The organism is Daejeonella sp. AP26, assembly GCF_056680515.1.
Genome location: NZ_CM155286.1, coordinates 405,142 through 430,785, shown reverse-complemented (window position 1 = coordinate 430,785; position 25,644 = coordinate 405,142). Strand labels below are relative to the sequence as shown.

Genomic DNA, 25,644 nt, shown 5'->3' with positions numbered 1-25,644 from the left:
CTAATTAGAAAACATCGATCACAGATTACCCGGGCCTACATAATTAAATCTGTAAGAATTATATGTGATCGATCTGCTATACAGTTGAGCAGCTATCCAGCTGAATTCTCATCAGAATGGATATCCCTATGATGGTCTAAATCGTGTAAGGAACACTCATCCGCTTAAACTTTACTACATTAAATTTAATAAAAAATTATAATGAGAAAAATCTAAATATCTGATAGTTTTTGCGGTAACTACTTTTTCGGGTTCCGATAAATTATTGAAGATTCTGCTGAAACTTTTTGGGAAGCTTGTTAAGAATCAGGCGATAAGAGTTTTTAATATAGCGCTCCCATTCCTCCTTCGTTAAAACTAAAGGATCCTGTATGTTAACCCATTTATTACGGGCCATATAAGGTGCCGGAATTATTCCCGGAATCTCCGTCAATTTGGCAAAATCTTCATCGGAACATTTAAAAGAACAGCTGAACGGACTGGTAAGCCCCGCAACACAGTACATTTTTTCTGAAAGCATGAAACAAAGGTCATTTCCCCATTTGATCCCTTCGGTTGTTTGAGGTAGTTGTAAACAAAAGGTTTGTATAGACTCGAGATTCATAAACTTAAGCTTGCAAGTAGCGTATGCCGTGTGCAAATATCAATATAAAACTTGATTTGCCTGAGTATATTTGCGGCTCTAAAGTAATCGTTGGTATGTTAATAAAACAGTTTTACGATAAAGGTTTGTCGCACGGCTCTTATGCAATAGTCAGTGAAAATGAGATGATGCTTGTTGATCCGGCGCGCGATCCACAGCCTTACTTTTCATTTGCAGAGAAGCACAATGCCAAAATTACCGGTGTAATTGAAACTCACCCGCATGCTGACTTTGTGAGTTCTCATCTTGAGATACATCAAAAAACAGGAGCTACCATTTATGTCAGCAAATTACTCGCTGCTGATTACCCCCATATCGCTTTTGACGAAGGCGATATCTTAACTGTCGGAAAAATCCGGTTAAAGGCAATCAATACGCCAGGCCATTCTCCGGATAGCATCTGTATACTTGTAATAGACGAGAAGGGCAATGAGCATGCAATATTTACCGGTGACACTCTTTTTGTGGGCGATGTTGGAAGGCCTGACTTGCGTGAAACTGCAGGGAACCTGGTGGCTAAAAAAGAAGAACTTGCCCGTCAGATGTACTTTAGCACTCGCCAGAAGCTAATGAATTTACCGGAAAGCGTAATTGTCTACCCTGCTCACGGTCCGGGATCACTGTGTGGTAAAAACATGAGCCCGGAGCTCACCAGCACTATTGGTAAGGAACTTCGGGAAAACTGTGCCTTGCAAAATATGACTGAAAGCGCTTTTGTTGACATGATAATAAAAGATCAGCCATTCGTGCCTAAATACTTTGGCTACAATGTAATGCTCAATAAGGCTGGCGCTGAACCGTTTGAAAACAGCATTCAGGCCATCCCTCAAATCAAAGGGACTACAATTCCAGAAGATGGAATTTTAATTATTGACAGCCGTAAGGAAAGCCAATTCAAAGCGGGTCACTTTAAAAATTCAATTAACCTGCAGGACGGCGCAAAATTTGAGACCTGGCTCGGTTCCATAGTAGCTCCGGGAGAAACATTTTATCTAATCGCTGAAAATGAGGTGGCCCTTAATACTGTGATTAGCAAAACCGCTAAGATTGGCTACGAAAAACAAATTGAGACTGCCCTGGTTCCGGATAGCACTTTACCTGAACATTCACCGATAATAAACCTAACCGATTTTAACAAGAATCAATCTGAATATACTATTGTAGACGTTCGCAATACATCAGAGGTAAGATCAAATAAGATCTTTAAAAATTCGCTAAATATTCCGCTACATCAGCTGCGGGAGCGTGCCGCTGAAATCCCAACTGATAGACCGATAGTGGTACACTGCGCCGGGGGTTATCGTTCAGCTGCCGGATCAAGCATTATTGCACAACAAATTACAGATGTTCCGGTTTTAGATATGAGTGACGCTATTACTCAGTACTCCAAATCACATTAATTACAATGGTTATCTGCAGATTATTGATTCTCTTACTTTGTTTTACAAGCGAAACCTTGGCTGCACAGATCCTCAATCCTGAATTTAAAAACCTCTTAGATAGTACCTATCAGCATACCGTACCTTTAATTACTGTTGAGGAATTTAAAGAACTAGATAAGCATAACGTATATCTGCTTGACACACGTGAAGCGAAAGAGTATCAGGTGAGTCACTTGAAGAATGCACGTCATGTAGGGTATTTCTGGTTCGATATGCGCAGCGTTTATGATATCCCCGAAGGCGCCATTATTGTTCTCTATTGTTCCGTGGGTATTCGCAGCGAAAAGATCGGCGAAAAGCTTTTAAAGTCAGGCTATCAAAACGTTTATAACCTCTATGGTAGTATTTTTGAATGGGTAAATCAAAAAAACCCGGTATACAGGTCGAATGGTGTGCAAACATCCGAAATACATGGCTATAACAAAGAATGGAGCCGTTGGCTTGAACGAGGAGCTATTGTATTAGGAAGATAGAATTAACACTTAATGTTCTTCCTGATGTTTCTTCTTCTTTCCTTACTCTTTGTTCGTTACTTCATTATCTTTACTCCTTCCTCCTAAACTACCCCATGCTCACCAACAATAACCTCACCTTAGTAGCCACAGCAGACGGCTCCAAAACCATCTATAATGCTCAGGTTGGCGAGCAGTATCATTCGCGGCATGGCGCATTGCAGGAAAGCCGGCATGTATTTCTCCAGTCCGGCTTAAATTTCTTCCTTGAAAAGTACAAGTCAGACTCAGCAGACATTCTGGAAGTTGGGTTTGGTACGGGTTTAAATTTCCTGGTAACAGCAGATTACAGCCTTCAGAAGAGGATTAAAATTCATTATACAGGCATTGAAGCGTATCCTCTTCCTTTAGACATGATTACTTCAACCAGTTACAGCAAATACCTGTCTGCCGGTACCTGGAAATGTTTCCTGGAAAACTATTCGAAGGCATTTGAAGACCATACTTCAATTAATGCTTATTGCAACCTAGAAATAGCAGAAAGGAAACTTTTAGAATTCAATACAGAACGGCTTTACGATGTCATTTACTTTGATGCCTTTGCAGCGGTTCATCAGCCTGAGATGTGGACTGACGAATCCTTGTCGCATATCTGTTCGTTCATCAAGCCGGGCGGTGTTTTTGTAACCTATGCAATCACCGGCAATTTAAAACGAAGCATGAAAGCACTTGGCTTCAGTATTGAGAAAGCACCGGGCGCACCGGGCAAACGCGAGATGTTAAGGGCAGTCAAGCTGTAAACTCCCTGGCTAGTTTGTACTTAATTCTTCCTCCACAGCATGCACTTTCGTAGCCAGCCAATAACATAAGTAAGCAAACACCGGGGCGCTAACTACATCAATGGTATAATGGACATGCTGAACCAGCACTAAAAATCCCATCAATACCGTGGCAATCAGGCCAAAAACCCGGTCTATCCGCTTCTTCAAACAAAGAAAGCATAGGAACTGAGTAGCTGTATGTCCGGAGAAGAACAGATCTTTGGTGACATAAGTATCCCCATAAAAGATGTTTGCTATCGGATCGTGAATAGGAATCAAATCATGCGGCGGATTAAATGGAATTAGGGAGATTGAGATAAACCGGGCGATATTTAAGATTACGAATCCATATAGAAAGGTCATGAAGACCGAAGGATTCTTGATTGCCTTTATAATCATGAGTATGGCCATAAACCATGTGACGATAAATATTGGGAGAGAAACATCCATCGCCGGAATCATGTGCAGAAACACATCATGATTCATCATTCCGTTACGCTTTTCTATGTATTGGTAAAAAATTGGAAATGCATTTAAAAGCAAAATAAAGAACCCTAAGCCTAAAAGTAGTTTCTGTTTAAATAAAGGTAATTGCCATGCTTCACCCCAGACGTTTAATAATAACGAACTTTCCTGTTTAATTTTCTTTTTCATTAAATTACTTGTGCATCAAAAGACCGGCAAAGATATTTCATTTGCTTACATTTTAGGTTGTTTTCTTAACAATTTGTTCACTCGAATAGCCCATTGAGTTAATATTGCTTGTTTATTACATTGTCGAACAAGAACGATGTAACCTTAACGCAACCTGGAGAGATGCAATTCTGATTTAAGATGAAGAAGCAAGGGAAATTCCGATCATTTAAGGTTTTCTATCCTCAGCATCATTGATCATGCTTCTGATTTCTTTTGCTAGCTGTTTTGCTGCGTCCCCTAATTTTTGATTGTCATTATATGCGGCATCATACAACACATGCTTAGCCTTTAACTTGTACTTATATTCAATATAATAATGCGGAGAATGTACTTTTTTAGTTTTTGCTGACTTATTCTCCAGCACTTCTGGAAAGTTCCAGAAGCCATTCTCGGCGGCCTTCCGGTGCAGATATAATAAGTCATCCTTCCTCAGCTTTACATTAGTTGTTATCAATGAATCATTACCATTCAGGTACTGATATACGCCGGTTTTAGAATTATATTGATTCACCAGGCTGTCACCCATACCATATTTAAAAGTGATCGATTCAAAATCAGAAAACCTGTAGGGTGCATTTCTAATCATATTACTATAATAATATATGCAGTAAAAAAGAAAAGGAGTAATAATACAAATACCTAAAAATATTTTTTTGACTCTATCGCTCATGGCACTATGACAAGGTTAAAAATAAAGATTACAGCGTAAGGAATAAGGGTTGCCAGGCACCACCATTTGACAAACTAACAAATCGGGGGTTAGAATTAGCACATTATCAAATTGAAAAATTAGCACATTAATGCTCTCCAACCACTTTCTCCAGGCTGTGAATACGGCTTTCGTCAGCCATAGCCAATTCCGCTGGTGGATTAAATTCCCCTTCCCACTTAGCTATTACGATAGTGGCCAGGCAATTCCCGATCACATTCACCGAAGTACGGGCCATATCCATCAGCTCATCAATACCCAGGATAATAAATATTGGCCAAACCGGCATGCCGAAGGATGCTGCCGTACCCAGCAGGATCACCAGCGAGGCCCTTGGAACTCCGGCCACCCCCTTGCTCGTTAACATCAACGTAAATACAATTAGTAACTGCTGCCCGAATGTTAAAGGCATTCCAGCTGCCTGAGCTACAAAAATAGCAGCCAGCGACAGGTACAGGGTCGTCCCGTCAAGGTTAAAACTATAACCTGTCGGCATTACAAAAGCTACGATTTTGCGGGGCACTCCAAGTCGCTCCATCGCTTCCATCGCACGTGGTAAAGCTGCCTCAGAACTAGTTGTTGCAAAGGCAATAGAAACCGGTTCAGCGATAGCCTGTAGAAACTTTCTTATGGGAACGCCTATAACCAACGCTATCGGCAGTAGAACTCCCCCCAAAAATACTAAGAGTGCTATGTAGAGTGTCATGAGTAATTGAATCAGGTTCACCAGGATTCCTAATCCCATATGGCCAACAGTATATGCAATGGCAGCCCCAACTCCTATCGGAGCAAAGTACATGATCAGATTTGTAAATTTGAACATGACTTCAGAAAGGCTTTCTGTAAACTTCAACAATGGCTGACGTTTATCTTCGCGAACCATCGCTAATGCAATTCCGAAGAGGATACTAAACACCACAATCTGCAGAACCTGCCCTTCAGCGATTGATAAGGCTATATTTTCAGGGAAAATATGCAGAATAATATCATTGAAGGTTTGCGGAGCAACAGCAGGCAATTCTTCATGAGCACCAGCAGGCATTTTAATACCCACTCCTGCCTGCGAAATATTAATTGCCGCTAAACCTATAAACAGGGCAACAGTGGTCACTACTTCAAAATACAAAATAGATTTCCAACCCATCCGGCCGACCTGCTTTAGATCAGAGTGACCAGCAATTCCATAAACCAGGGTGGCAAATAAAAGTGGAGCAATAATAGTCTTGATCATCTTCAAGAATACTTTGCTTAGCACCTGCAGTTTCATACCGATCTCAGGAAAATCATGACCGATCTCGGCACCTACAACCATCGAAATTAATATCCAGGCAGTCAACGACTTCCTTTTCAGTCCAAAAAGAAATAAGCCCGCAATGGCGAGCCATCTTGAAAAGAAAAGGGCTGTATCCGGAACAGGTAAGATATTATAGTGATTCAGGAAAGTAAGGATTGCAGAAATCGTGATTGGAATCAGTATAATTAATCCCAGATTTTTAAACTTCATGAAATATGGTTTAGTCTATGTGACAAAAGTAATTAATTAGATTTGCTGTGCAACAGCCTGAAATAAATGAAGCCTGAGAAACTAACCACGATTAAAAAGGAATTAAACAGGCTTTCTGTTCAACAATTAACGGAAATATGCCTGCGGTTGGCAAAGTATAAAAAGGACAATAAGGAACTGCTTAATTATTTATTGTTTGATTCCAGCGACCCTATTGCTTACGCCGGTCAGGTGAAAACTTTTTTAGAGGGAGATTTCAAAACCTTGACCCGTCATTATTACCAGGCCAGCAAGACTTTACGGAAGATATTGCGTTTGATGAACCGGCATGCTAAATATACTGCTTCTAAGCAGGTTGAACTTGAGTTGCTAATATGGTTTTGCCAAAGCTTTCTGGCATATGGCGACACCGGAACTTCCCACAAGCCGATGCAGGCTTTATTTATTCGCCAGCTGGATAAAATAAAAGGAATTCTACCTAAACTGCATGAAGATCTTCAGTTTGACTACACGCAGGAGTTTGAGAACCTGATAGAGCAGTCATCAGGAAAAGTACGATGGGTTAATAAGAGTTCGTACGTTTAAACCGGTTTGTAACATATTCACTAAAGCATCATCTAAACGGCGTACAATTCAAGGTGGATAAACAAGCGCTATTTAAAGAGATCTTTCAAGCCAACTCCCGAAAGATCTATCATTTATGTTATGGTTATACCGGCGACGACGATTCGGCGAATGATCTGATGCAGGAGACTTTTATGAAGGTCTGGCAAAACCTTGATAAGTTCAGGAACCAGGCGCTAATATCTACCTGGATATACCGCATCGCTGTGAACACCTGTCTGTCTTATCTGCGCGTAGAAAAACGCCAGGCAAAAGATGAACTGACAGACAATATCATTGAAAATAAAAGCGAGGAAATTTCCGATAAGAATGAACAGGTAGCTTCTCTTTACAAGTGCATTTCGCAATTGGAAGAAAATGAACGTCTGATAATTACCATGGTACTGGATGAAGTGCCGTATCCTGAAATTGCCCAGATATCGGGAATATCGGACGGAAATCTGCGGGTAAAAATTCACCGCATTAAGCAGAAATTGACGGAATTATACAATAGGAATGAAAGATTTTGAAGCATTAAAGGATATCTGGCATAACCAGGTGGCGCTGCCAAAAGTCAGTGATGAGGATGTATTGAGAAAGGTGCGCAAAACCAAAAATGGCTTTGCAAATAAACTTTTGAGAGAACTGATTGGTATGCTGTTCGCTGTAGCTATGCTTACCTATATATGGATCAGCAGTCCGTTTAAAATGTGGACCACCCATCTGGCGATGATCATCCTGATCGGTTGCTGCATTTATTATCTCTACCGGCAGGTCAGGGACTATAACCTGATCAAAGACGAATCTTTGCTGCTTAATAAGCCCGAAGAATACATCGATTATCTGAAAAAATACAAAAGCGACCGCTATATTTTAAATACCCGCAGTTATAGAATCTACACTTTGTTCTTAAGTCTGGGTTTCTTGTTCTATTTTATTGAGATAGCATTCCTGGCATCCATATGGGTGACCGTTATCGGCATTTCCCTGACGGGTGCATGGATCATTTTCTGTTACTTCTTTCTGATGCGACGTTACATCCGTAAAGAAGAAGCGAAATTGGAAGACATGATCGGTAACCTGGAAAGGCTTCAGAAGCAGTTCACGTCTGCAGAGAAGAATTCCTCAAGTAACTAAACAGGTTGCCTGTTAATTCTGCTTTTTTTCCGGCTTTTCGTCCTCTACTTCATTAACGGTAAAACTGTTATTTCGAATTCCGTATTCTAATACCTTTTTGGTTTCAACCGATTTATTACTAGTCTGCTCATCAGTATCTACTATCGGAAATTCGCGATAAAGCTTGTCGTCTTTTACATACAAGGAATCGCCGCCTTTGTACCCTCTTTTGCTTGAACTGCCCAGGTTTGGGAAAGTTATCTTTTGCGCAGATCCGTTTTCAGAGAATTCATAAACATACATCGTGAGATGTGAACCCTCGCCCTCTCCCTGCGCCTGTATGAATAGCTCGGGATTTCCGTCTGAATCCATATCCATATTCCAGACGTCTACCATTTTACCATCCAGCTCACCCGAGATTGAGCGATATTTTAAGTGTGTTGAATCAGATCGCAGGATCATATACCCGCCAACGGACTCTGACCCGCGACCCCAGCTAACCACATCAAGCGTTAGGCCCGGTTTAACCTCCACTGCCTTATGAAACCTAAACGGTGCAGGTAATTGTACAGATTCTGACTTTTGTTCCGTTACCTCGGCAGGTTTGTTAGCAGATGTACAGGAATTAAGTAGGCTGGCTGATAGAAGTATTGCCACAGCTGTTTTAATCATTCTCATTATTTTCAATAATTTAAATAGTATAATATTCTTTCGGGAGATTGAGTTAGTCAAGCTGCACCATAAATCAGTTCTCACTACAGGTGAATACTCAAATCTAAAAAAATAAATCTTCTATGAGTTAGGTTTAGAACTGTAACGGAGCTTGTTACCTAAAAGTTACTCCCACTTTCTTCCCGGTGATATTCTCAAGCATAGGCTTAAATATCAGAATGGTATTCTCCTTTGTTTTCCCAAGGATATCTTGTTCGCGAGCGTTCTCCAGCATCTTCTTCTCCGCGACCTTATAGATACCTTCAACCAGATCTTTCGAATCACTCGGAAACCATACCCCCGAAACATCATAAACCTTTGACCGCTGATGATCCAGCTTGAAGTAACATATTTCAGGCTGTGGTAAATTAATGGTCAGAGAATCTGTACCCTGGTCGATCACATCTTCCTTTTTAACTTTGGTCAAATCAATGCAACCCGCAACTTCACCAACGGCGACAAACAGGATGCGTTTATTTGGCAACAGTGTTCTTATTTCTTGTTGTTCGAGCACATCTTTCATGGAGTACTTAACTAGCTCCAGCTTACCCATCGCCGTTATTTTCTCAATCATCATATCTTCATTTAGCTCCGTACGGGTTATAAAGAATTGCTTCCTGATATAAAAGAACATGAATACCAGGAATAGAATGGTAAAAATGGAGGTAACCAGTAAAATAGTGGCGCGTGTGCGCGAAGATGTTAGCTGCATAAAATTCTTTTAAATGGGAGGGAGCCATTAAATAGCCCCATTACAAATCATCTTATTCCAATGATTCGCGCGGCCAGCATATTTCCCCCTGTAAATATACTCAACCCATCCGGCATCGTAACAAAAACCCGCCTTGGTCAATGCTTACCACATTCTCTTCAACTTTAAGGCATGTGGAAAGCCTTTAAGATGAGCAATAGCTCAAGCAAAACTGTTTAGAACTGAAGAAATCTATTTAATAATTGAAAGTAATATGCTATTTAATTGAAAATTGTCCGACAGAATGCGGTCGTAAGGATCATAATGAAAAGAGACCGCCTTTATGGGCAGTCTCTATATTTACTTCTTATCAGGCGGGCTTTCTTTAGGCTCTTCCTGTTTCTTATCCGTTTCGGATTTATGCTTTCTCAACTTTCCGAAACTTCCCTTGGTTATCTTACCTTTCTTGGTTTTGATATCTCCTTTGCCCATAATCTTAATTTTTACTTTAAGGATTACATATGCATCGATCGAATGTTTTATAAAAGATCAATTTAAGGATCAATAAAAATGGTGTTATACCAACGAATTGTCTGCGCTTACCGGTTGATGTTCCCTCGACGCAAGGTAACGCTCGGCCTCTAAGGCAGCCATACATCCTGTCCCGGCAGCAGTCACGGCTTGCCTGAAGATCTTATCCTGTGCGTCGCCGCATGCAAATACTCCCTCAACATTTGTTTTAGTGCTATCCGGCTGAGTGATTAGATAACCGGTGTCGTCCATATCCAACCAGCCTCTAAAAATTTCAGTGTTGGGATTATGACCTATCGCTACAAAAAACCCGGTAACGGGAATATCCGTTTCAAGGCCGGTTTTATTGTTTACAATCTTTACCGCCGTGACATTCTTTCCATCGCCCAATATTTCTTTCGTTTCCGAATTATAATGAATCACAATGTTGGGAGTCGACAACACGCGATGCTGCATTGCCTTTGAAGCGCGAAACTCGTCACGACGAACCAGCATATGAACGGTTTTACAAAGCTTTGCCAGGTAAGTCGCTTCCTCTGCGGCTGTATCGCCTGCCCCTACTATCGCTACATCCTGCTGCTTAAAGAAAAACCCGTCGCAAACTGCACAAGCAGAAACACCAAAGCCGTTATACTTTTGTTCGCTCTCTAGTCCTAGCCATTTTGCTGAGGCCCCGGTAGCGATAATCACAGTATCAGCGGTAATAGTTTTATTCTCGTCAACAACTACGCGACGCGGCATCGAGCTAAAATCAACAGAAGTAACATAACCGAAACGAACTTCAGTACCGAAACGTTCGGCTTGTTTACGAAGATCTTCCATCATTTCCGGACCCATTATTCCTTCAGGATATCCGGGAAAATTGTCTACATCGGTAGTTTGAGTTAATTGTCCGCCAGGAACTATACCCGTGTACATTACGGGTTTTAAATCCGCACGGGCAGCATAAATTGCGGCAGTGTAACCGGCTGGCCCCGAACCGATGATCAGGCAATGAACATGTTCTGTTTCTTGTAACATTAATTTGCTTTTAGGAAGGCAAATTTAGCTTTTTACAGACGAGATGACAAGGAGATTATGTCAGCCAAATCTATCATTTACGATGACTACATGGTTCGCACTTTGGTTAAGTCGCTAATATGAGTATACCAGTTACATCTAAAGGTGAGAAAAACTGGCACATAAAGCCTGCAAACTAATTCGACAGTATTGTTAAAAATTTAAAGAAATAATATATTTATGTAGGCTACACTCAATATTCACTTAAATTTTTATACGATGAAAAATTTTGAATATCTCCCTTATGTGTTAACGCTGACAATCTTCGCGATCTTAACAAGCTGTAACAGTAAACCGGCTAAAAATACTGCTCAGAATTTGGACACCGCTGACGTAAAGTTTGGCGGCTACCAAACCCAGGAGAAGTTAGGCGAACACATTGTTTTAGTTGCTGGCTGTCATGACTGCCACAGCCCCAAAAAGATGACCCCGCAGGGGCCGGAAATCGATTTTTCTTTAGCGCTATCTGGCCATCCTTCCCAGTTACCTGCACCTGAGGTAAACAGAAAAGAAATGGAAAGCAAGGGATATGTGGTAACCCAGACACTAACTGCCTGGACAGGCCCATGGGGAGTATCATTCGCTGCTAATTTAACACCTGATGAAACCGGTTTAAAGAATTGGGAAGAGAGTAACTTTATGAATGTGTTGCGCAAAGGTAAACACAAAGGCATCGAAACAGAACGCTCAATATTGCCCCCGATGCCATGGCAGATGTACAAGAATATGACCGATGATGAGATTAAAGCTGTGTTCGCTTATCTGAAATCAATAAAGCCGATTAAAAATATTGTACCGCAACCACTGCCGCCAGTTAGCGCCACACCATAAATTGGTGATGGCCGCTATAGTGTAAATTTGCTGGCGTCGACACCAAACTTATTCAAGAAATCAACACCTTCATCCGAGCTGAGGCCTTTATATTCCGCATAAGAGTTAAGGTAGAATACTTTCTTTATACCCGATGAGTAAATGATTCTGGCACAGGGAAGACAGGGCGAAAGGGTGATGTACAATGTCGCCCCTTCGAGGCTGGCTCCGTTCTTAACTGCATATAAGATGGCGTTCTCCTCTGCATGGAGGGCAAGCGAACAGCTATTCTTAGAGTCCCTCGGACAGCCTGTCTCAGGCCACTCCTCGTCGCAGTTATGAGTACCCGCAGGCGGACCGTTGTACCCAATGGAAATTATCCGGGTATCCTTCGATAAAACAGCACCGACCTGAGCCTTAACGCAATGCGAGCGCTGGGCCAGGTCGGTGGCTAGCTTCATAAATATTTGATCAAAACTGGGTTTCACAATTATTAATGAGCTCCTTCGGCTTCAATTTTGTTTACGTCAATTCCTTGCTTTTTCAGCACTTGGCTAACTTTCCATGCAAAGAAGACCAGGTAGGCAAAACAAATAACCGGAACTATGTACGATGCATGAATTCCGCTTGTATCGGCTAAAATACCTTGTACCGGCGGAATAATAGCACCTCCTAAAATCATCATAATCAAAAATGAAGATCCCTGACTCGTGTATTTTCCTAAACCTGTAATAGCAAGGGAAAATATACTTGGCCACATAATCGAGCAGCACAAACCACCGCTTAAAAACGCGAATACAGCGAGTTTACCCGTTGTCATTAATCCGATAATCATGGCAATCATTCCAAGAACACCGAAAGTAGCGAGGGTTTTAGCAGGCTTTTCCTGACTGTAGAAGAAACCAACGATTAAAATAGCCACACAGATAGCGTAGATATAAAACTGGCTTACTGGTGATCCGTTTAAGTGGTTGAAAAACAAGATCAATGCAAATGCAAAGAATGGAACCACTACCGTTAATATTCTTTTAGTGTTTTTAGCCAGGTTAAAAGCACTAATGGCTCCAGTCCAGCGACCAATCATTAAACTTCCCCAATACAATGATATAAAGGGAGCAATAACAGATTCTTCATAGCCTCCAAACTCAGGCAATTTCAATAACGCTCCCATATTACTTTGGATGCTAACTTCGACACCCACGTAAGTAAAGATGGCCAGCATTCCCAGGATAAGTTGTGGATACTGCATGGCTCCCCAGCCGTCTCCATCTTTTCCTGCAGACTGCAGCGATAATAATAGCGTTAAAACGATGATGGCCAACGAAGCATAAACAAAAATTGTCTTGCTCAGACCGGTTAAATCGGTTAGAGGGGCGGAAGCCAGGATCAACAGAAAAGCCACAAAAATGACAAACAATGGAATATTTGTTTTGCTGCTTGTTTCAATTTTCTCATCACTGGTTACCTTAGGCAGATTAGAGATTCCAAAAAATATGGCCACGGCAACGAATAGCCCGGCCAGAATATAATACACCATTTTAACTGATGCTATTTCTACTGCCTGGGGCTCTACACTGCTGGCAGTGCCAAATAATACAATACTTACAATGATAGGTCCAAGTAAAGTTCCGAAGTTATTTACCCCTCCCGCAAGGTTAAGCCGGTTTGCACCTGTTTGTGGCGTTCCCAAGGCTACCGCAAATGGATTAGCAGCAGTTTGTTGCAATGAGAATCCTATAGCAATAAAAAAGAAAGAGGTTAGAATAAAGCCAAACGAGCCTGAATCAATCGCAGGGATCATTGACAAAGCGCCCGCTGCAGAAAGCATCAAGCCCACTATGATACCGTTCTTATAGCCCATCTTATTCAAGATGTCCACTTTACTGATCTTGGATGCAAAAAACAATATTAACGACCCGATGAAGTATCCCCCATAGAAGGTAAAATCAATTAACTGCGATTCAAACTGGGTTAAATCAAAGTGAGTTTTACAAAATGGAATAAAAATACCATTACTTGCTGCTACGAAGCCCCAGAAAAAAAACACTGTAATAAGTGTGTAAAGGGCTGAGCCATAACTTTTTTGGTCGTTCTGGGTCATTTGGTCAAGGTTTATTTTAATTTTTATCTAACATAAACCAAAAAAATGAGACTAAATAAACTTTTAATTATTTAGCTATGGAGGGTATAAAAGTTGTTATACTTAAAGCTTAAAGTTGCATATTCGCAATTGTTGAGACTAAAAAGACGATGCTCGAATCAATAATATCAGGAATTGGATTAGGAGTGGTACTTTCATTTTTAACCGGGCCGGTGTTTTTCGCACTTATAAAAACCAGCATCGAAAAAGGCTTTTACGCCGGCGTGTCACTTGCAGGGGGTGTTCTAACCAGCGATATTTTTTACGTAGCACTTACCATTTACGGCTCGTCATTTTTGGCCTTAGAGAATAAGTATCGTCTTTATATTGGTATTACGGGAAGCACTATCCTGTTGTCTATTGGTATTTACTACCTCTTAAAGAAAGTAAAGATCAATTACCAAAACACCACGTCAAAAAGACACAACACCGGGTATTTCCTGAAAGGTTTTTTGATGTGTATTTTCAATCCGGCCATCCTGTTGTACTGGGTCAGCGTTACCAGCGGAGTAATCTCGGTAGCCGGAGAATTCAAGGCTGCAGATATCGTTCCATTTTACAGTGCCATTCTGATTACTCAATTCAGTATGGATGTGGTTAAGGCATACTATGCTAACAAGTTGCGCTATCGCATAAAGGAAAAGACCATCCTGCACCTCAATCAAATTGCAGGTGTACTGATCATTATCTTCGCCCTGCGTTTAATCTACAACCTCGCCACGGGACACTCACTTATTAATTAAGAATTCTGAATTAAGAATCATTAAGTCTTTCAAATTCCTAATTCTTTAATTCTTTAATTCTTAATTCCCTCCTCTAGTATGCTCTCTCATTTTTCCCTTCAACCCAGTTCATAAAAGCGCGGTTTACTACTTTATTCCCCCCCTCAGTTGGATAATTTCCTGAGAAATACCAGTCGCCTAAATGACCAGGACAAGCTTTGTGTAAATTGTCGAGGGTTTGGTAGATCACATCTACCTTGGATTTAACTTCCTTAGGCGTTATGATCTGCGCAATTTTATCGGATATCTGCTGATCTGTAAAAGGATCATAAATGGCTTTTACGTAATTCTGAACTTCTCCTTTTTCGAGATACTGAGTTGCCACGCACTTCTGATAGGTCGTTTTAATAACATGCTCCAGACCGTTTTCTTTTAATAAGACGATAGCTGCTTCAAAAGCCACAAACTCACCCATCCGTGACATATCAATCCCGTAACAATCAGGATAACGAATCTGGGGAGCTGAAGAAACCACAATAATACGTTTAGGACCTAATCGGTCCAGAATCTTTAAAATGCTTTGCTTAAGAGTCGTCCCACGTACAATTGAGTCATCTAAAACAACCAGTGTATCAGTACCGGCTTGCACTACCCCGTAAGTAGTATCATAAACGTGCGCCACCATATCCTGCCTGTCCGCATCCTGGGTAATAAATGTGCGAAGCTTAGCATCCTTTATAGCGATCTTTTCAAATCTTGGATTAATACTCAGAACACTATCCAATTCTGCATCTGTAATTTTATCCTCCCGGTTTAAAAGGGCCTCTTTCTGAAAACACCTTACATATTTATTGATTCCCTCTACCAACCCATAAAACGCTATTTCAGCAGTGTTGGGAATATATGAGAAAACGGTATTTTTAAGGTCGCGGTTAACCGATTCTAACAACTGACCGCATAATAAACGACCTAATTCCTTACGTTCCTTGTAGATAGATGCATCACTCCCCCGTGAAAAATAGATCCGCTCAAAAGAGCATGATTTCTGTACATCAGGCTCCCGAAATTGCTCCTCGGTAATAGTACCATCCTTTTTGATGATCAGCGCATGACCTGGCTTTATTTCTTTTATACTCTCTATAGGAACATTTAGGGCAGTTTGAATAGCTGGTCTTTCTGAAGTCACAACCACTATCTCATCGTCTATGTAGTAAAAGGCTGGACGTATTCCTGCCGGATCACGCATTACGAATGCATCACCATGACCGAATATGCCGCTTATAGTATATCCTCCATCCCAGGTCTTAGCTGACCGTCGTAGAATAGTGGCGACATCCAGGCGGGAAGCTATTTCCTGACTAATCTGAGCATTAGATAATCCTTCCTGTTTTAAGGTATCAAACAGTTCCTGATTTTCGGAGTCGAGGAAGTGTCCTATCTTTTCAAGAACAGTTACAGTATCGGCTCTTTCCTTTGGATGCTGACCGAGCTCGAATAATTGCTCAAGCAACTCATCCACGTTCGTCATGTTGAAGTTTCCGGAAATAACCAGGTTACGGGTCATCCAGTTGTTCTGGCGTAAAAAAGGATGGCAGCTTTCAATACTATTCTTACCGTGGGTGCCATATCGTAAATGCCCCATTAGTACCTCCCCGGTGAAACTGATGTGCTCTTTAAGCCATTTAGTATCTTGCAGAAGATGCGGATTGGTACTCTGGATATCTGCAAACTTGTTCTGCACATACTCGAAAATTTCAGAAACAGCTTTAGCTCCGGTAGCACGGTACCTGCTGATATACCGGTTTCCAGGTTTTACATCAAGTTTAATGGTAGCTATACCAGCTCCGTCCTGTCCACGGTTATGCTGCTTTTCCATTAATAAATAAAGCTTATTTAACCCGTATAAGGCAGTGCCATATTTTTCCTGATAGTAAGAGAGAGGTTTTAAAAGGCGGATAAGAACTACACCGCATTCGTGTTTTATTTGTTCGCTCATAGCTGGTTATGAGCGGGCAAAATTACGCTTTTAGAATTGTAATGACTACACTTTTGAAGTTAAAACATTTTATGTTAAGCACTACCTTATTATTTGACAATACCTTACCAGACAGCTAGATCGTCAACTGCCTTTCAAATTACTTGATGCTGAAGGTTTATTTTCTCACCAAAGAAGAGACGGGTACTCTTTTCAAAGGATCTAGTATAATCTGAGACATAGAAGCGGTGTCCTTCGTGGCCATTGCTATTGGTAATCCCCATCCTCTCCAATTCATCCTTTACATATTTTGCTACGATTTCCGCCGTGTTGATGATATCAACTTTACCATCATAATAATCGTAGATTTCCTGTTTTATCAGAGGGTAATGGGTGCATGCCAGAACGAGGCTATCAATTTCTTTAAGTTTGGGAGATGATAAATACTCCTGAATCACAGTATGACTTATGTTATTATTAAAATACCCTTCCTCAATCATTGGAGCTAATAAGGGAGTGGCAAGCGAAAAGACACTTATACCCGGATCAATGGCGGCAATTTTGCTGGCATAGATTCCCGATTGAATTGTGGACTTCGTTCCTATAACTCCCACCCGATGATGTTTACTCCCCCGCACAAGTTCCTGAATAACAGGATCAATCACATTTACAATCGGAACTTGATCGCCAATATCATCAACCAGCGCCTGGTAACCATGTGAGGATGCGGTATTGCAGGCTATCACAATCATCTTACAGTTTTGGCTTAATAGAAACCGCCCAATGTTTAGGCAATAGCCTTTGATGGCTTCCGGAGATTTATCTCCGTAAGGTAAATGGGCAGTATCGCCGAAATATATTAACTGTTCATCAGGAAGTATTCTGTGGATTGCCCCGGCAACCGTCAGACCTCCTATACCTGAATCAAAAATCCCGATAGGCAATGCTGAATTCATGCAGATAATTAATTTAGCCTGAAAAGGTAGGTAAAAAGCTTAACACAAAAAAAATGCGAAACAATCTCTGTTTCGCATTTTACTTTGAAATATTAATAATATTTACTTTTTAGGAGCAGCTGCGGCAGCAGAAATCCCCAGTTTGGTTTTAACAGCTGCAAGCATATCATCACCACCGTCAAAGTAAACTACTCCAGGCTGAGAGATATCAAATACATAAGCGTATCCTTTTTCTTTAGCAACAACTTTAACTGCTTCTTCAGCCTTTTTAAATACCGGCTGATAAAGTTCAGTACGTTTAGCCTGTAACTCTTCCTCTGACTTTTGCTGAGATTCGCCTAACCTCTTCTCCATATCCTGAATTTCGGTAGCCAATGTTTGCAACTCTTTAGAAACAGTTTCTTTATTTGCTTCGCTTATTGTTTTAGCTTTTTCCTGGTAAACAGTGATTTTCTTTTGACGCTCGGCATCCATCTTCTCAAGGGTAGATTGCTTTGCTTTTGCAAAGGTCTGGAAAGAAGCATCAGCAGTTTTCATCTCTGGCATTGCCTGCAATAGATCTGCTGAATTAATATGACCCAGTTTCTGCTGGGCATTAACCGCATTCCCTGCAAATAATAATCCTACCGCAACTACGGCTACTTTCATAATACTTTTCATTTCTATTCTATTTGGTTTTTGTGGTTTACGATTATAATAAGAATTTGCTATTTAACAAATACCCCTGGTTTATATCCCAGTCGGGTAACAACGTCGTTACTTTTATCTAAACGCGGACTAGCGTACAATAGCATAATTTCACTGTTTTTGTCAAATATCATATCCAATTGCTGTGCATCAGCCACAGCCTGTACAGCTTTAGACACTTTATCCTGAATAGGTTTAATCAGTCTGGTCCGCTGTTGAAATAATTCTCCTTCGAAGCCAAATTTCACCCTCTGAAACTCTTTAGCCTCCTTCTCCTTCTCGATAATTTCGTTCTCACGACGCTTACGCATTTCCTCAGTTAATAAAACCTGATCGGCCTGGTAAGTCTTGTACAATTTTTCTATGTCAGCAAAGCGAGTATCCACTTCTTGCTGCCACTGTCCTGATAATGCATCTAACTGCTTTTGGGCAGCGTTGTACTCTGGTATGTGTTTCAGGATATAATCGCTGTCTACATAAGCAAAGCGCTGGGCGAAGGCCCCTAAAGTCATTACAAAGGCAAATACTGCCGTCAGAATTAATTTCTTCATGTTGCTTAGATAAATATTAATTAAAGCCTCCGCTTAAGGATTGCGCTATACTAAAATGAAACTGACCCTTGTTGGCGTCTGGAGATCCGGGAATGCTGTCGAAACCATAACCGTAATCAATGCCCAGAAGACCAAAGATAGGCAGGAAGACTCTCGCGCCTACACCGACAGAGCGGCGAATGTTGAAAGGAGCAAACTCTTTGAAACTATTCCAAGTATTACCTCCTTCGGCAAAAGCGAGTACGAAAACTGTAGCTTGCTGATTTAGAGTAACCGGATGTCTTAACTCTAATATGTATTTGTTAAAAATAGGGCTACCTGAGTTCTGCGCAATGGCAGGATCTGAGCCGATTGGAATAACTGAGTTGTTTGTATAACCACGCATCGCAATAACTTCAGATCCCTGAAGGAAATCAAATCCCTGCATTCCATCTCCACCTAATTTGAATCGCTCAAATGCCGACTGACCAACCGCTTTATTGTAGGATCCGAGGAATCCAAACTGGGCCTGTGCTTTTAACACGAGCTTACCAACAACGCTGGTAAACCATTGCGACTCAAACTTAGTTTTAAAATACTCTGTGTAGCGATATTTGTCCTTATCTGTTGCTGTAAGATAGTTAGTATTGTTAAATAGAGAATATGGTGGCGTTGCCTGCATCGTTAACTTAAGGTTTGATCCGGAAGTTGGATAGATAGGCGACCCTCCCAACGAGTTCCTGCTAAATTCCTGAGTTAAGTTAAAGTTGTAGGCCGTTCCGTTCGAGAAAAGAAAACCACTGTAATTATTTAACTGATACTGCTGGAAGTTCAATGAAGTGCTGGTCTGAAAATAATCATCAGGCCATTTTAAACGCTGCCCTAAGGAAAAGGTAATACCATTAAGACGAATCCTCTGAAGGCCAGGATCGGTTTTTGAGAAACCGTTTGACTGCAACGACGTGAAAGCGCTGATTCCAAAATAAATCGGTTTCTTACCGCCTAACCATGGCTCAGAAAACGAAAAGCTATAGGACTGGTAAAACTTACCGTTAGTTTGTCCACGAATACTTAATTTCTGACCATCGCCTCTTGGAAGTGGCTTCCATTCCTTCAGGTTGAAGAGATTACGGGCCGAGAAGTTATTGAACGTTAGACCCAAAGTACCAACAATACGCCCACCACCGAAGCCACCGGAAAGCTCAATCTGGTCAGATGGTTTTTCAACGACATTATATTCAATATCCACCGTCCCCTCATTCGGATTTATGTTAATTGGTTTTGGTTCAGTCTTCTGATCATCAAAATTACCTAGCTGAGCAATTTCTCTTGTACTACGCACAATATCCTCTTTGGAAAACTTCTGGCCCGGTTTAGTACGTATTTCACGTAAAACCACCTTGTCATTGGTTACCTCATTACCTTTTAAAATAATCTTATTGATAGTATATTGAGGTCCCTCATAGAGCCGTATCTCAAGATTGATCGAGTCGCCATAAACCTTGGTTTGCACCGGATCAGCATTGAACGTCAGATAGCCATCATTTAAGTATAATGAGCTAATATCTTCTCCTGTGGCTGTCGGACCGCTTAATTTTTTATTTAGCTTTTCTTCACTAAAGACTTCACCTTTTTTAATGGCCAATAACCTGTTTAAAATCTCTGTAGAATATTTTGCATTCCCGGCCCAGGTAATATCACCAAAATAATATTTTGGACCCTCATATAATTTAATATTGATGTTAACAGACTTGTCATCATGTCGGGAAATAGAATCACTGATGATTTCCGCGTCACGATAACCTTTATCGTGCATTTTTGAGATCAGCGCAAGCTTATCTTCTTCGTATTTGTCCTGTAGAAACTTGCCCGGACCGAAGACTTTGTAGAAAGCCTTTTCCTTAGTTTTCTTCAAAAACTTCTTCAGCTGCTTGTCCTTGAAGTCTTTATTCCCTTCAAATTCTATTGAATTTACCTTAACCTTCTCCTTCTTATCTACAGTAACTGTGAGGATCATATTATTCGCCTCAGATGAATCCTTACGTTGAACGATCGCAACATCGGTATTCAAATACCCTTTCTCGGTGAAGTGCTTTTTGATGATATCCGTAGTAGTTTTCAATAAGTTCTCATTGACCACCTTGCCGGTTTTATCATTCAGTTTTTCTCTTATATCTTCTGTTTCGCTCTTACGCAGTCCCCGAAGATCAATACGGGTAAGCCTTGGCCGCTCAACTACTTCGATGTCAAAAAAGATAGAATCTCCTCTGATTTCAGAGATATTCAATTGCACGTCATCAAATAACCCCTGCGCCCATAGGTTTTTAATTGCATTCGATGTTGCCTCTCCAGGTACGATGATACGATCACCCTTATTAAGTTTAGCGATCGTAATCAGGACATCCTTTTCTAAAAACTGAACGCCGCTAATAGTAGTGTTTCCAATAACATATTCTTTGGGATTCAAATAGCTCACCTCCTCATTTCCCGCAGGCTTTAACGTGGAAGTTGGATTGGTTCGACCAAATTGAGCCATTGCAGAAGTACCGGAGATAAGAAAAAATATGATGATTAGAAAACGGTTCATTTTGTGGATTTAACGGTGCTAAAATAACTCAATGAGTTGTTAAAAAGTGTTAAAAGTATAAATTAGTTAAGTACGGCCCCTTTGCTGACCTCACTCCTCAATAAAAAATTAAAGTTTGTTTGCAATAATTGAGCTTTAAAATTTAAAAGCTTTGTTGAAGCTGTTCACTCGTTTTGCCAAAGCGACGTTCGCGTTTCTGAAAATCAATTATCGCCTCGTATAGGTCTTCCCGTCTGAAGTCAGGCCATAGCTTTGCAGTAAAGTACAATTCGGCGTAAGCAAGTTGCCATAAAAGATAGTTGCTAATGCGGTATTCTCCACTTGTGCGGATCATTAGTTCGGGGTCAGGAATGCCAGATGTAGTTAAGCGACTCGCAAAAGTTTCTTCATTTATATCCTCGGGATCTAGCCTGCCTTCTTTTACTTCAATAGCTAGGGATCGGGCAGCCTGGGTGATTTCCCAACGCGAACTATAACTTAAAGCGAGTGTTAAAGTGCAATTATTGTTTCCTGAAGTTTTCTGAATAGTCTCTTGCAATTGTTTATAGCATTTAGGCGGCAAGGATTGCAAATCACCAATGGCGTTTAATTTAACGCCATTTTCCATCAAGGTTTTAGTCTCTCTATTAATTGTTGCAACCAGCAATTCCATCAAAGCAAATACCTCCAGCTTTGGACGATTCCAGTTTTCGGTCGAGAAGGCATATAAAGTTATAAACGGAATTCCGGCTTTAACGGCCCCTTCAACGGTATCGCGAACAGAAATAACTCCACTCTGATGGCCGAAAACACGCATTTTACCATGTTCCTTTGCCCAGCGGCCGTTTCCATCCATAATAATTGCCACATGCTTTGGCAACCTGTTGATGTCAATTTGTTCGAGTAAACTCATTAAAAGTTAAAACCTAAAAATCTTTTGTTTGTTATCCAGAACTTCTGAATTTCAGTTTGCAAAGGTAGAACTTACTTTGCATTAATTTATTGTACTGGATGGTTTTGATTCCAAAAGTCTCCTGTTCACAGTTTTGTAACTAAAACATCGGGCATTTTAATGAGACGAATGTATAGGTGAGGCTAATGCCCGTAAACATATAAGTATCTCTTTTTCTGAAATCCCCGCGTTGTACTCCTGCCCGGCCCATTCGAGGCTCGGGTGAAGGATCAGACAAAACTGCATCAATTTCAGTATTATATCCAGGAATACCAAAATAAGAAGGATATACACCACTCACGTCATCAAGAAAGTCGGTAAATGCCGTGCGATACCCAACTTCGCCGATGAGATTCCAGTTCCCCGAAATATTATACTTTAATCCGACACCGTAAGGAACACTTAGCGCATGTCTTTTATACCTGTCAGACAAGGATTCTCCCTCTGTTATATAATCATGCAGCAAATATTCCTCCCCCGCATATATTGTTTTTGGATTAAAGAGAACACCGCCAATACCTGTAAAAAGGTATGGAGTTGCCTTGCGGGTGCCATTTCCGGGTAAACTTCCAGGGAAGTAATTAAAGAAGTTAAATTCAGCTTGCAGAGAAACCTCGGTAACCTTCGAAAAGAAATCTATGTTACGTGCACGTTGATATTCATTGTTTGCGTCCCGATCTTCTGCCGCAATTTTGCCATGCATCACATTTAGTTTCAAAGCCCAATAACCATCAAGGTTACGTTTTACCTGGCCTCCAAAAGCAAGATTGTTTACTTTGTAAGGTTTTGTAGGATTTATATCACCCATGTAACCAGAACCGCCAACAAACCCACCGATCTCCCATGTCTGAGCTGATGTCTTAAAAATTGTTAAAAGGAGAATTGCAATTAAAACCGGTAGACGCATTTATTTGGAATTGGACAAGTTTCGATTAATAGTTTCTGGCATCAATTCCCCATAATAATTTATTTCTCAGTGTGTTGAGATAACTCTCATTATTTAACCGGATCAAGTTAATTGAGAAGTCGGCCTTTTTAACAGTCACCCTAATTGATGTATCAATAACTTCTGTACGCGAATCGCAAGTAAGCAGATATTTAGAACTGCGCCCTTCGATTTCAAAAGATAACTTATTGGTATCTGACAGAACTATTGGTCTAACGTTTAAGTTGTGCGGAGAAATAGGTGTAACCACCATATTTCCCGAACGCGGAAAAATAATCGGTCCACCGCAACTAAGCGAATATGCAGTTGAGCCGGTCGGAGTAGCCAGAATAAGTCCGTCAGCCCAATAAGAGTTTAAGAAATCACCATTCAGATAAGCATGGATGATCATCATCGCAGAGGTATCACGTTTATGAATAGTTATATCATTAAGCGCAAAGTTCTCATCACCAAAAAGATTACCCTCTGACTCGATCGTTAGCAAAGCACGCGCATCAAGCGTAAAATCTTTCTTAAAAAGCGAGTTTATTGCTGATTGAATATCATTTTTATTAATACTTGCCAGGAATCCCAAACGGCCGAAATTGATGCCAATAATAGGAATAAGTGAATTCCGAACAATGGAAACAGCATCCAGCATTGTTCCGTCACCTCCCAGGCTGATCACTACATCAACCTTACTCTCCAGCAACTCCTGGTGATTACTAAAAAGATGAAATTTTCGGGGAAAGAAGACCTTACCGGAAATGAACTGATTATACTTATCAAATATATAAGGCTCTATATCGCATTTCGCCAAACTATCAAAAACCTGTTGTACATATGGAAGAACTGAATTATTGAATTGCCTGCCGTAGATTGCGATCTTCATGAAGGGGAATTAGATATCAAGGTAATTCATTAGCTGATCATAACGATCCTGAGATCCTTCATCCGATTTTTGATCATTAAAGGTAGCTATCACAACATAATCATACCTTAGAAAAGAAGCCACAATAGCAGAGGTCTTCGTTCGGTTCAATTTAAGTGTCAATTCTAGCTTTGTAGAATCTGGGAACGCCCTGACATATGAGCTAAGGATCTGAGCATTTTCTGATTCGACAATCTGCGCAACATGGGCAAGCGAATTATCTCGGTTACTGATTTCCAGTACGATGATAGTACCCGGCTCTTTAATGGCCATAAGAGTGGCAAAATATTCTGTTATCGTACCTAACGATACCACTCCAAGATATTCTTTATCGCGATTTAAAACAGGTACCAGACTCAAATGCAATTCATTAATTAATTTAATCACATCATAAACGTGCTGATCTTCGTAAACCCAATAGTTACACAAGCTTAGGCTCAGACTTCCAATTTCGGTACTATAGTCAGACACTTCAATCAAATCTTCCTCACAGATCAAACCTAATATCTGTTTCTCGTTTACAATCGGGAGATGGTATACACGAAATTCAGCCATCCTGTCAAGCACTTTCTGAACGTTATCAGAAGTTTTCAGTGGTGGTATCGCATCAGATATTAAATCGTGGGCTAACATAAGCGTCAGTTTTTAATCCGATCTAAAAATTTCCTTAAAGCAATATTAAACTCTGCAGGTCTTTCCATCATAGGTGCGTGGCCGCATTTATCGAGCCAGTTTAACTCAGAATTGGGCAGTATCTCGTGGAATTCCTTTGCAACTCCCGGTGGCGTTACTTTATCCTGCAGTCCCCAGATCAAACAAACCGGAACTGTAATCTTGTAGAGGTCCTTAGACATGTTATGACGAATAGCAGATTTAGCAATGGCCAGTATCCGGATCACCTTATGACGGTCATTGACCGAAGCGAAAACATCATCTACCAACTCCTTGGTTGCCGTTGCCGGATCATAAAAGGTAAATTCAACCTTCTCACGAATGAAATCATAGCTCTCGCGACGTGGAAATGAACCACCAAAGGCATTCTCATAAAGGCCGGAACTTCCTGTAAGAACAAGTGCCTTCACATCATCAGGATGTGCCAGCGTATAGATCAGGCCAATATGTCCGCCTAAGGAATTGCCTAATAAAGTGATATCCTTTAGCTCTTTATATTTTACAAATTTATGAACAAATTTTGCCAGACTTTTTACTCCGGTAGTTAGCAATGGTAAATCATATAGCGGCAACATGGGAATGATCACCCGGTATTCGCTTTTAAATTCATTCACCACATCTTCCCAGTTACTTAGAGCTCCCATCAATCCATGAAGTAATAATAACACTTCGCCCTGTCCCTCTTCAACGTATCTAAAACCTTTTTCTTCTTTTATTGCGAACTCCATAGAATCATTTGAGCATAGTGTGTATTGGTTGCTAAGATAGAAGTCTGATTGCGAAATCAGTACGAAAACTTA

Annotated in this window: 28 protein-coding genes; 8 read left to right on the top strand and 20 right to left on the bottom strand. The window is 40.7% G+C overall.

From position 1 onward, the window contains the following. Positions 1 to 262: 262 nt before the first annotated feature. Positions 263 to 604: an MmcQ/YjbR family DNA-binding protein gene (locus AC1MCB_RS01775; protein ID WP_479967030.1), complete on the bottom strand. Its 342-nt coding sequence runs from the start codon at positions 602 to 604 to the stop codon at positions 263 to 265. Positions 605 to 699: 95 nt separating this feature from the next. On the opposite strand from AC1MCB_RS01775, the gene AC1MCB_RS01770 reads away from it, so the two are divergent. The 3 genes from AC1MCB_RS01770 (at position 700) to mnmC2 (ending at position 3,337) form a co-directional block, all read left to right on the top strand. Then, the gene (locus AC1MCB_RS01770) at positions 700 to 2,043 is read left to right on the top strand and encodes an MBL fold metallo-hydrolase (RefSeq protein ID WP_479967029.1); all 1,344 of its coding nucleotides are present in this window, start codon (positions 700 to 702) and stop codon (positions 2,041 to 2,043) included. A 56-nt stretch (positions 2,044 to 2,099) separates the two neighbouring features. Then, on the top strand, positions 2,100 to 2,558 hold the full coding sequence (locus AC1MCB_RS01765; RefSeq protein ID WP_479967028.1) for a rhodanese-like domain-containing protein: 459 nt from the start codon (positions 2,100 to 2,102) through the stop codon (positions 2,556 to 2,558). Positions 2,559 to 2,653: 95 nt separating this feature from the next. Continuing rightward, on the top strand, positions 2,654 to 3,337 hold the full coding sequence (mnmC2, locus tag AC1MCB_RS01760; RefSeq protein WP_479967027.1) for a tRNA (5-methylaminomethyl-2-thiouridine)(34)-methyltransferase MnmC2: 684 nt from the start codon (positions 2,654 to 2,656) through the stop codon (positions 3,335 to 3,337). A 9-nt stretch (positions 3,338 to 3,346) separates the two neighbouring features. On the opposite strand, the gene AC1MCB_RS01755 is transcribed toward mnmC2, so the two are convergent. The 3 genes from AC1MCB_RS01755 to AC1MCB_RS01745 form a co-directional block, all read right to left on the bottom strand. Next, a complete protein-coding gene (locus tag AC1MCB_RS01755) occupies positions 3,347 to 4,012 on the bottom strand; it encodes a phosphatase PAP2-related protein (protein ID WP_479967026.1) in 666 nt (221 codons plus the stop codon). 208 nt (positions 4,013 to 4,220) lie between these two features. Next, entirely contained in the window at positions 4,221 to 4,640 is a 420-nt protein-coding gene (locus tag AC1MCB_RS01750; protein ID WP_479967025.1) for a hypothetical protein, read from the bottom strand. A gap of 211 nt (positions 4,641 to 4,851) precedes the next feature. Continuing rightward, complete coding sequence (locus AC1MCB_RS01745; RefSeq protein ID WP_479967024.1) at positions 4,852 to 6,267, bottom strand: dicarboxylate/amino acid:cation symporter; 1,416 nt, start codon at positions 6,265 to 6,267, stop codon at positions 4,852 to 4,854. A gap of 66 nt (positions 6,268 to 6,333) precedes the next feature. On the opposite strand from AC1MCB_RS01745, the gene AC1MCB_RS01740 reads away from it, so the two are divergent. The 3 genes from AC1MCB_RS01740 to AC1MCB_RS01730 are packed head-to-tail and all read left to right on the top strand — an operon-like array spanning position 6,334 to position 8,007. After that, complete coding sequence (locus tag AC1MCB_RS01740; RefSeq protein ID WP_479967023.1) at positions 6,334 to 6,852, top strand: hypothetical protein; 519 nt, start codon at positions 6,334 to 6,336, stop codon at positions 6,850 to 6,852. Positions 6,853 to 6,905: 53 nt separating this feature from the next. After that, positions 6,906 to 7,400 carry an RNA polymerase sigma factor gene (locus tag AC1MCB_RS01735; RefSeq protein ID WP_479967022.1) on the top strand — a complete coding sequence of 165 codons (495 nt, stop codon included), beginning with the start codon at positions 6,906 to 6,908 and terminating at the stop codon, positions 7,398 to 7,400. Then, on the top strand, positions 7,387 to 8,007 hold the full coding sequence (locus AC1MCB_RS01730; protein WP_479967021.1) for a hypothetical protein: 621 nt from the start codon (positions 7,387 to 7,389) through the stop codon (positions 8,005 to 8,007). The genes AC1MCB_RS01735 and AC1MCB_RS01730 overlap by 14 nt, the downstream gene beginning before the upstream one ends. Before the next feature lie 12 nt (positions 8,008 to 8,019). Here AC1MCB_RS01730 and AC1MCB_RS01725 read toward each other — a convergent pair whose 3' ends face one another. The 4 genes from AC1MCB_RS01725 to trxB form a co-directional block, all read right to left on the bottom strand. Further along, positions 8,020 to 8,658, bottom strand: coding sequence for a hypothetical protein (locus AC1MCB_RS01725; RefSeq protein WP_479967020.1), 639 nt, complete (start codon positions 8,656 to 8,658; stop codon positions 8,020 to 8,022). 154 nt (positions 8,659 to 8,812) lie between these two features. Further along, entirely contained in the window at positions 8,813 to 9,409 is a 597-nt protein-coding gene (locus AC1MCB_RS01720) for a DUF4230 domain-containing protein (RefSeq protein WP_479967019.1), read from the bottom strand. A 339-nt stretch (positions 9,410 to 9,748) separates the two neighbouring features. Further along, positions 9,749 to 9,880, bottom strand: a complete 132-nt coding sequence (locus AC1MCB_RS01715; RefSeq protein WP_479967018.1) for a 30S ribosomal protein THX — start codon at positions 9,878 to 9,880, stop codon at positions 9,749 to 9,751. Positions 9,881 to 9,964: 84 nt separating this feature from the next. Then, positions 9,965 to 10,939 carry a thioredoxin-disulfide reductase gene (trxB, locus tag AC1MCB_RS01710; protein ID WP_479967017.1) on the bottom strand — a complete coding sequence of 325 codons (975 nt, stop codon included), beginning with the start codon at positions 10,937 to 10,939 and terminating at the stop codon, positions 9,965 to 9,967. Positions 10,940 to 11,197: 258 nt separating this feature from the next. Here trxB and AC1MCB_RS01705 point away from each other — a divergent pair, with 258 nt between their 5' ends. After that, a complete protein-coding gene (locus tag AC1MCB_RS01705) occupies positions 11,198 to 11,809 on the top strand; it encodes a c-type cytochrome (RefSeq protein ID WP_479967016.1) in 612 nt (203 codons plus the stop codon). Between the two features lie 14 nt (positions 11,810 to 11,823). Here the strand turns inward: AC1MCB_RS01705 and AC1MCB_RS01700 are convergent, their stop codons facing one another. Further along, on the bottom strand, positions 11,824 to 12,279 hold the full coding sequence (locus AC1MCB_RS01700) for a deoxycytidylate deaminase (protein ID WP_479968773.1): 456 nt from the start codon (positions 12,277 to 12,279) through the stop codon (positions 11,824 to 11,826). 2 nt (positions 12,280 to 12,281) lie between these two features. Continuing rightward, positions 12,282 to 13,889 (bottom strand): MFS transporter, encoded by a 1,608-nt coding sequence (locus AC1MCB_RS01695; protein ID WP_479967015.1) that lies wholly within the window; start codon positions 13,887 to 13,889, stop codon positions 12,282 to 12,284. A 149-nt stretch (positions 13,890 to 14,038) separates the two neighbouring features. Between AC1MCB_RS01695 and AC1MCB_RS01690 the strand changes: the two genes are divergently transcribed. Then, complete coding sequence (locus tag AC1MCB_RS01690) at positions 14,039 to 14,671, top strand: LysE family translocator (protein WP_479967014.1); 633 nt, start codon at positions 14,039 to 14,041, stop codon at positions 14,669 to 14,671. A gap of 73 nt (positions 14,672 to 14,744) precedes the next feature. Here AC1MCB_RS01690 and AC1MCB_RS01685 read toward each other — a convergent pair whose 3' ends face one another. The 10 genes from AC1MCB_RS01685 to AC1MCB_RS01640 all read right to left on the bottom strand — a co-directional run bounded on the left by AC1MCB_RS01685 (position 14,745) and on the right by AC1MCB_RS01640 (position 25,572). Further along, the gene (locus AC1MCB_RS01685; RefSeq protein WP_479967013.1) at positions 14,745 to 16,646 is read right to left on the bottom strand and encodes an amidophosphoribosyltransferase; all 1,902 of its coding nucleotides are present in this window, start codon (positions 16,644 to 16,646) and stop codon (positions 14,745 to 14,747) included. A 134-nt stretch (positions 16,647 to 16,780) separates the two neighbouring features. Further along, positions 16,781 to 17,581 carry a glutamate racemase gene (gene murI / locus AC1MCB_RS01680; protein WP_479967012.1) on the bottom strand — a complete coding sequence of 267 codons (801 nt, stop codon included), beginning with the start codon at positions 17,579 to 17,581 and terminating at the stop codon, positions 16,781 to 16,783. Positions 17,582 to 17,683: 102 nt separating this feature from the next. Then, positions 17,684 to 18,241, bottom strand: coding sequence for an OmpH/Skp family outer membrane protein (locus AC1MCB_RS01675; RefSeq protein WP_479967011.1), 558 nt, complete (start codon positions 18,239 to 18,241; stop codon positions 17,684 to 17,686). Between the two features lie 47 nt (positions 18,242 to 18,288). After that, a complete protein-coding gene (locus AC1MCB_RS01670) occupies positions 18,289 to 18,819 on the bottom strand; it encodes an OmpH/Skp family outer membrane protein (protein WP_479967010.1) in 531 nt (176 codons plus the stop codon). Positions 18,820 to 18,835: 16 nt separating this feature from the next. Then, entirely contained in the window at positions 18,836 to 21,385 is a 2,550-nt protein-coding gene (bamA, locus tag AC1MCB_RS01665; RefSeq protein WP_479967009.1) for an outer membrane protein assembly factor BamA, read from the bottom strand. 142 nt (positions 21,386 to 21,527) lie between these two features. Then, positions 21,528 to 22,277: an isoprenyl transferase gene (locus tag AC1MCB_RS01660; protein WP_479967008.1), complete on the bottom strand. Its 750-nt coding sequence runs from the start codon at positions 22,275 to 22,277 to the stop codon at positions 21,528 to 21,530. A gap of 139 nt (positions 22,278 to 22,416) precedes the next feature. Further along, positions 22,417 to 23,223, bottom strand: a complete 807-nt coding sequence (gene porG / locus AC1MCB_RS01655) for a type IX secretion system protein PorG (protein ID WP_479967007.1) — start codon at positions 23,221 to 23,223, stop codon at positions 22,417 to 22,419. Positions 23,224 to 23,248: 25 nt separating this feature from the next. Next, the gene (locus tag AC1MCB_RS01650) at positions 23,249 to 24,133 is read right to left on the bottom strand and encodes an NAD kinase (protein ID WP_479967006.1); all 885 of its coding nucleotides are present in this window, start codon (positions 24,131 to 24,133) and stop codon (positions 23,249 to 23,251) included. Positions 24,134 to 24,142: 9 nt separating this feature from the next. Then, positions 24,143 to 24,805 (bottom strand): CBS domain-containing protein, encoded by a 663-nt coding sequence (locus AC1MCB_RS01645; protein ID WP_479967005.1) that lies wholly within the window; start codon positions 24,803 to 24,805, stop codon positions 24,143 to 24,145. A 5-nt stretch (positions 24,806 to 24,810) separates the two neighbouring features. Beyond that, entirely contained in the window at positions 24,811 to 25,572 is a 762-nt protein-coding gene (locus AC1MCB_RS01640) for an alpha/beta fold hydrolase (RefSeq protein WP_479967004.1), read from the bottom strand. Positions 25,573 to 25,644 lie beyond the last annotated feature (72 nt).

Bases quoted from the DNA above. Each gene is read 5' to 3' on its own strand.
- AC1MCB_RS01745 (WP_479967024.1), bottom strand. From the start codon at position 6,267: ATGAAGTTTAAAAATCTGGGATTAATTATACTGATTCCAATCACGATT.
- AC1MCB_RS01725 (WP_479967020.1), bottom strand. From the start codon at position 8,658: ATGATTAAAACAGCTGTGGCAATACTTCTATCAGCCAGCCTACTTAAT.
- AC1MCB_RS01675 (WP_479967011.1), bottom strand. From the start codon at position 18,241: ATGAAAAGTATTATGAAAGTAGCCGTAGTTGCGGTAGGATTATTATTT.
- AC1MCB_RS01660 (WP_479967008.1), bottom strand. From the start codon at position 22,277: ATGAGTTTACTCGAACAAATTGACATCAACAGGTTGCCAAAGCATGTG.
- bamA (WP_479967009.1), bottom strand. From the start codon at position 21,385: ATGAACCGTTTTCTAATCATCATATTTTTTCTTATCTCCGGTACTTCT.
- AC1MCB_RS01770 (WP_479967029.1), top strand. From the start codon at position 700: ATGTTAATAAAACAGTTTTACGATAAAGGTTTGTCGCACGGCTCTTAT.
- porG (WP_479967007.1), bottom strand. From the start codon at position 23,223: ATGCGTCTACCGGTTTTAATTGCAATTCTCCTTTTAACAATTTTTAAG.
- AC1MCB_RS01695 (WP_479967015.1), bottom strand. From the start codon at position 13,889: ATGACCCAGAACGACCAAAAAAGTTATGGCTCAGCCCTTTACACACTT.
- AC1MCB_RS01730 (WP_479967021.1), top strand. From the start codon at position 7,387: ATGAAAGATTTTGAAGCATTAAAGGATATCTGGCATAACCAGGTGGCG.
- AC1MCB_RS01670 (WP_479967010.1), bottom strand. From the start codon at position 18,819: ATGAAGAAATTAATTCTGACGGCAGTATTTGCCTTTGTAATGACTTTA.
- AC1MCB_RS01690 (WP_479967014.1), top strand. From the start codon at position 14,039: ATGCTCGAATCAATAATATCAGGAATTGGATTAGGAGTGGTACTTTCA.
- AC1MCB_RS01650 (WP_479967006.1), bottom strand. From the start codon at position 24,133: ATGAAGATCGCAATCTACGGCAGGCAATTCAATAATTCAGTTCTTCCA.
- AC1MCB_RS01645 (WP_479967005.1), bottom strand. From the start codon at position 24,805: ATGTTAGCCCACGATTTAATATCTGATGCGATACCACCACTGAAAACT.
- AC1MCB_RS01640 (WP_479967004.1), bottom strand. From the start codon at position 25,572: ATGGAGTTCGCAATAAAAGAAGAAAAAGGTTTTAGATACGTTGAAGAG.
- AC1MCB_RS01720 (WP_479967019.1), bottom strand. From the start codon at position 9,409: ATGCAGCTAACATCTTCGCGCACACGCGCCACTATTTTACTGGTTACC.
- AC1MCB_RS01685 (WP_479967013.1), bottom strand. From the start codon at position 16,646: ATGAGCGAACAAATAAAACACGAATGCGGTGTAGTTCTTATCCGCCTT.
- AC1MCB_RS01775 (WP_479967030.1), bottom strand. From the start codon at position 604: ATGAATCTCGAGTCTATACAAACCTTTTGTTTACAACTACCTCAAACA.
- AC1MCB_RS01750 (WP_479967025.1), bottom strand. From the start codon at position 4,640: ATGATTAGAAATGCACCCTACAGGTTTTCTGATTTTGAATCGATCACT.
- AC1MCB_RS01705 (WP_479967016.1), top strand. From the start codon at position 11,198: ATGAAAAATTTTGAATATCTCCCTTATGTGTTAACGCTGACAATCTTC.
- mnmC2 (WP_479967027.1), top strand. From the start codon at position 2,654: ATGCTCACCAACAATAACCTCACCTTAGTAGCCACAGCAGACGGCTCC.
- AC1MCB_RS01740 (WP_479967023.1), top strand. From the start codon at position 6,334: ATGAAGCCTGAGAAACTAACCACGATTAAAAAGGAATTAAACAGGCTT.
- murI (WP_479967012.1), bottom strand. From the start codon at position 17,581: ATGAATTCAGCATTGCCTATCGGGATTTTTGATTCAGGTATAGGAGGT.
- AC1MCB_RS01715 (WP_479967018.1), bottom strand. From the start codon at position 9,880: ATGGGCAAAGGAGATATCAAAACCAAGAAAGGTAAGATAACCAAGGGA.
- trxB (WP_479967017.1), bottom strand. From the start codon at position 10,939: ATGTTACAAGAAACAGAACATGTTCATTGCCTGATCATCGGTTCGGGG.
- AC1MCB_RS01755 (WP_479967026.1), bottom strand. From the start codon at position 4,012: ATGAAAAAGAAAATTAAACAGGAAAGTTCGTTATTATTAAACGTCTGG.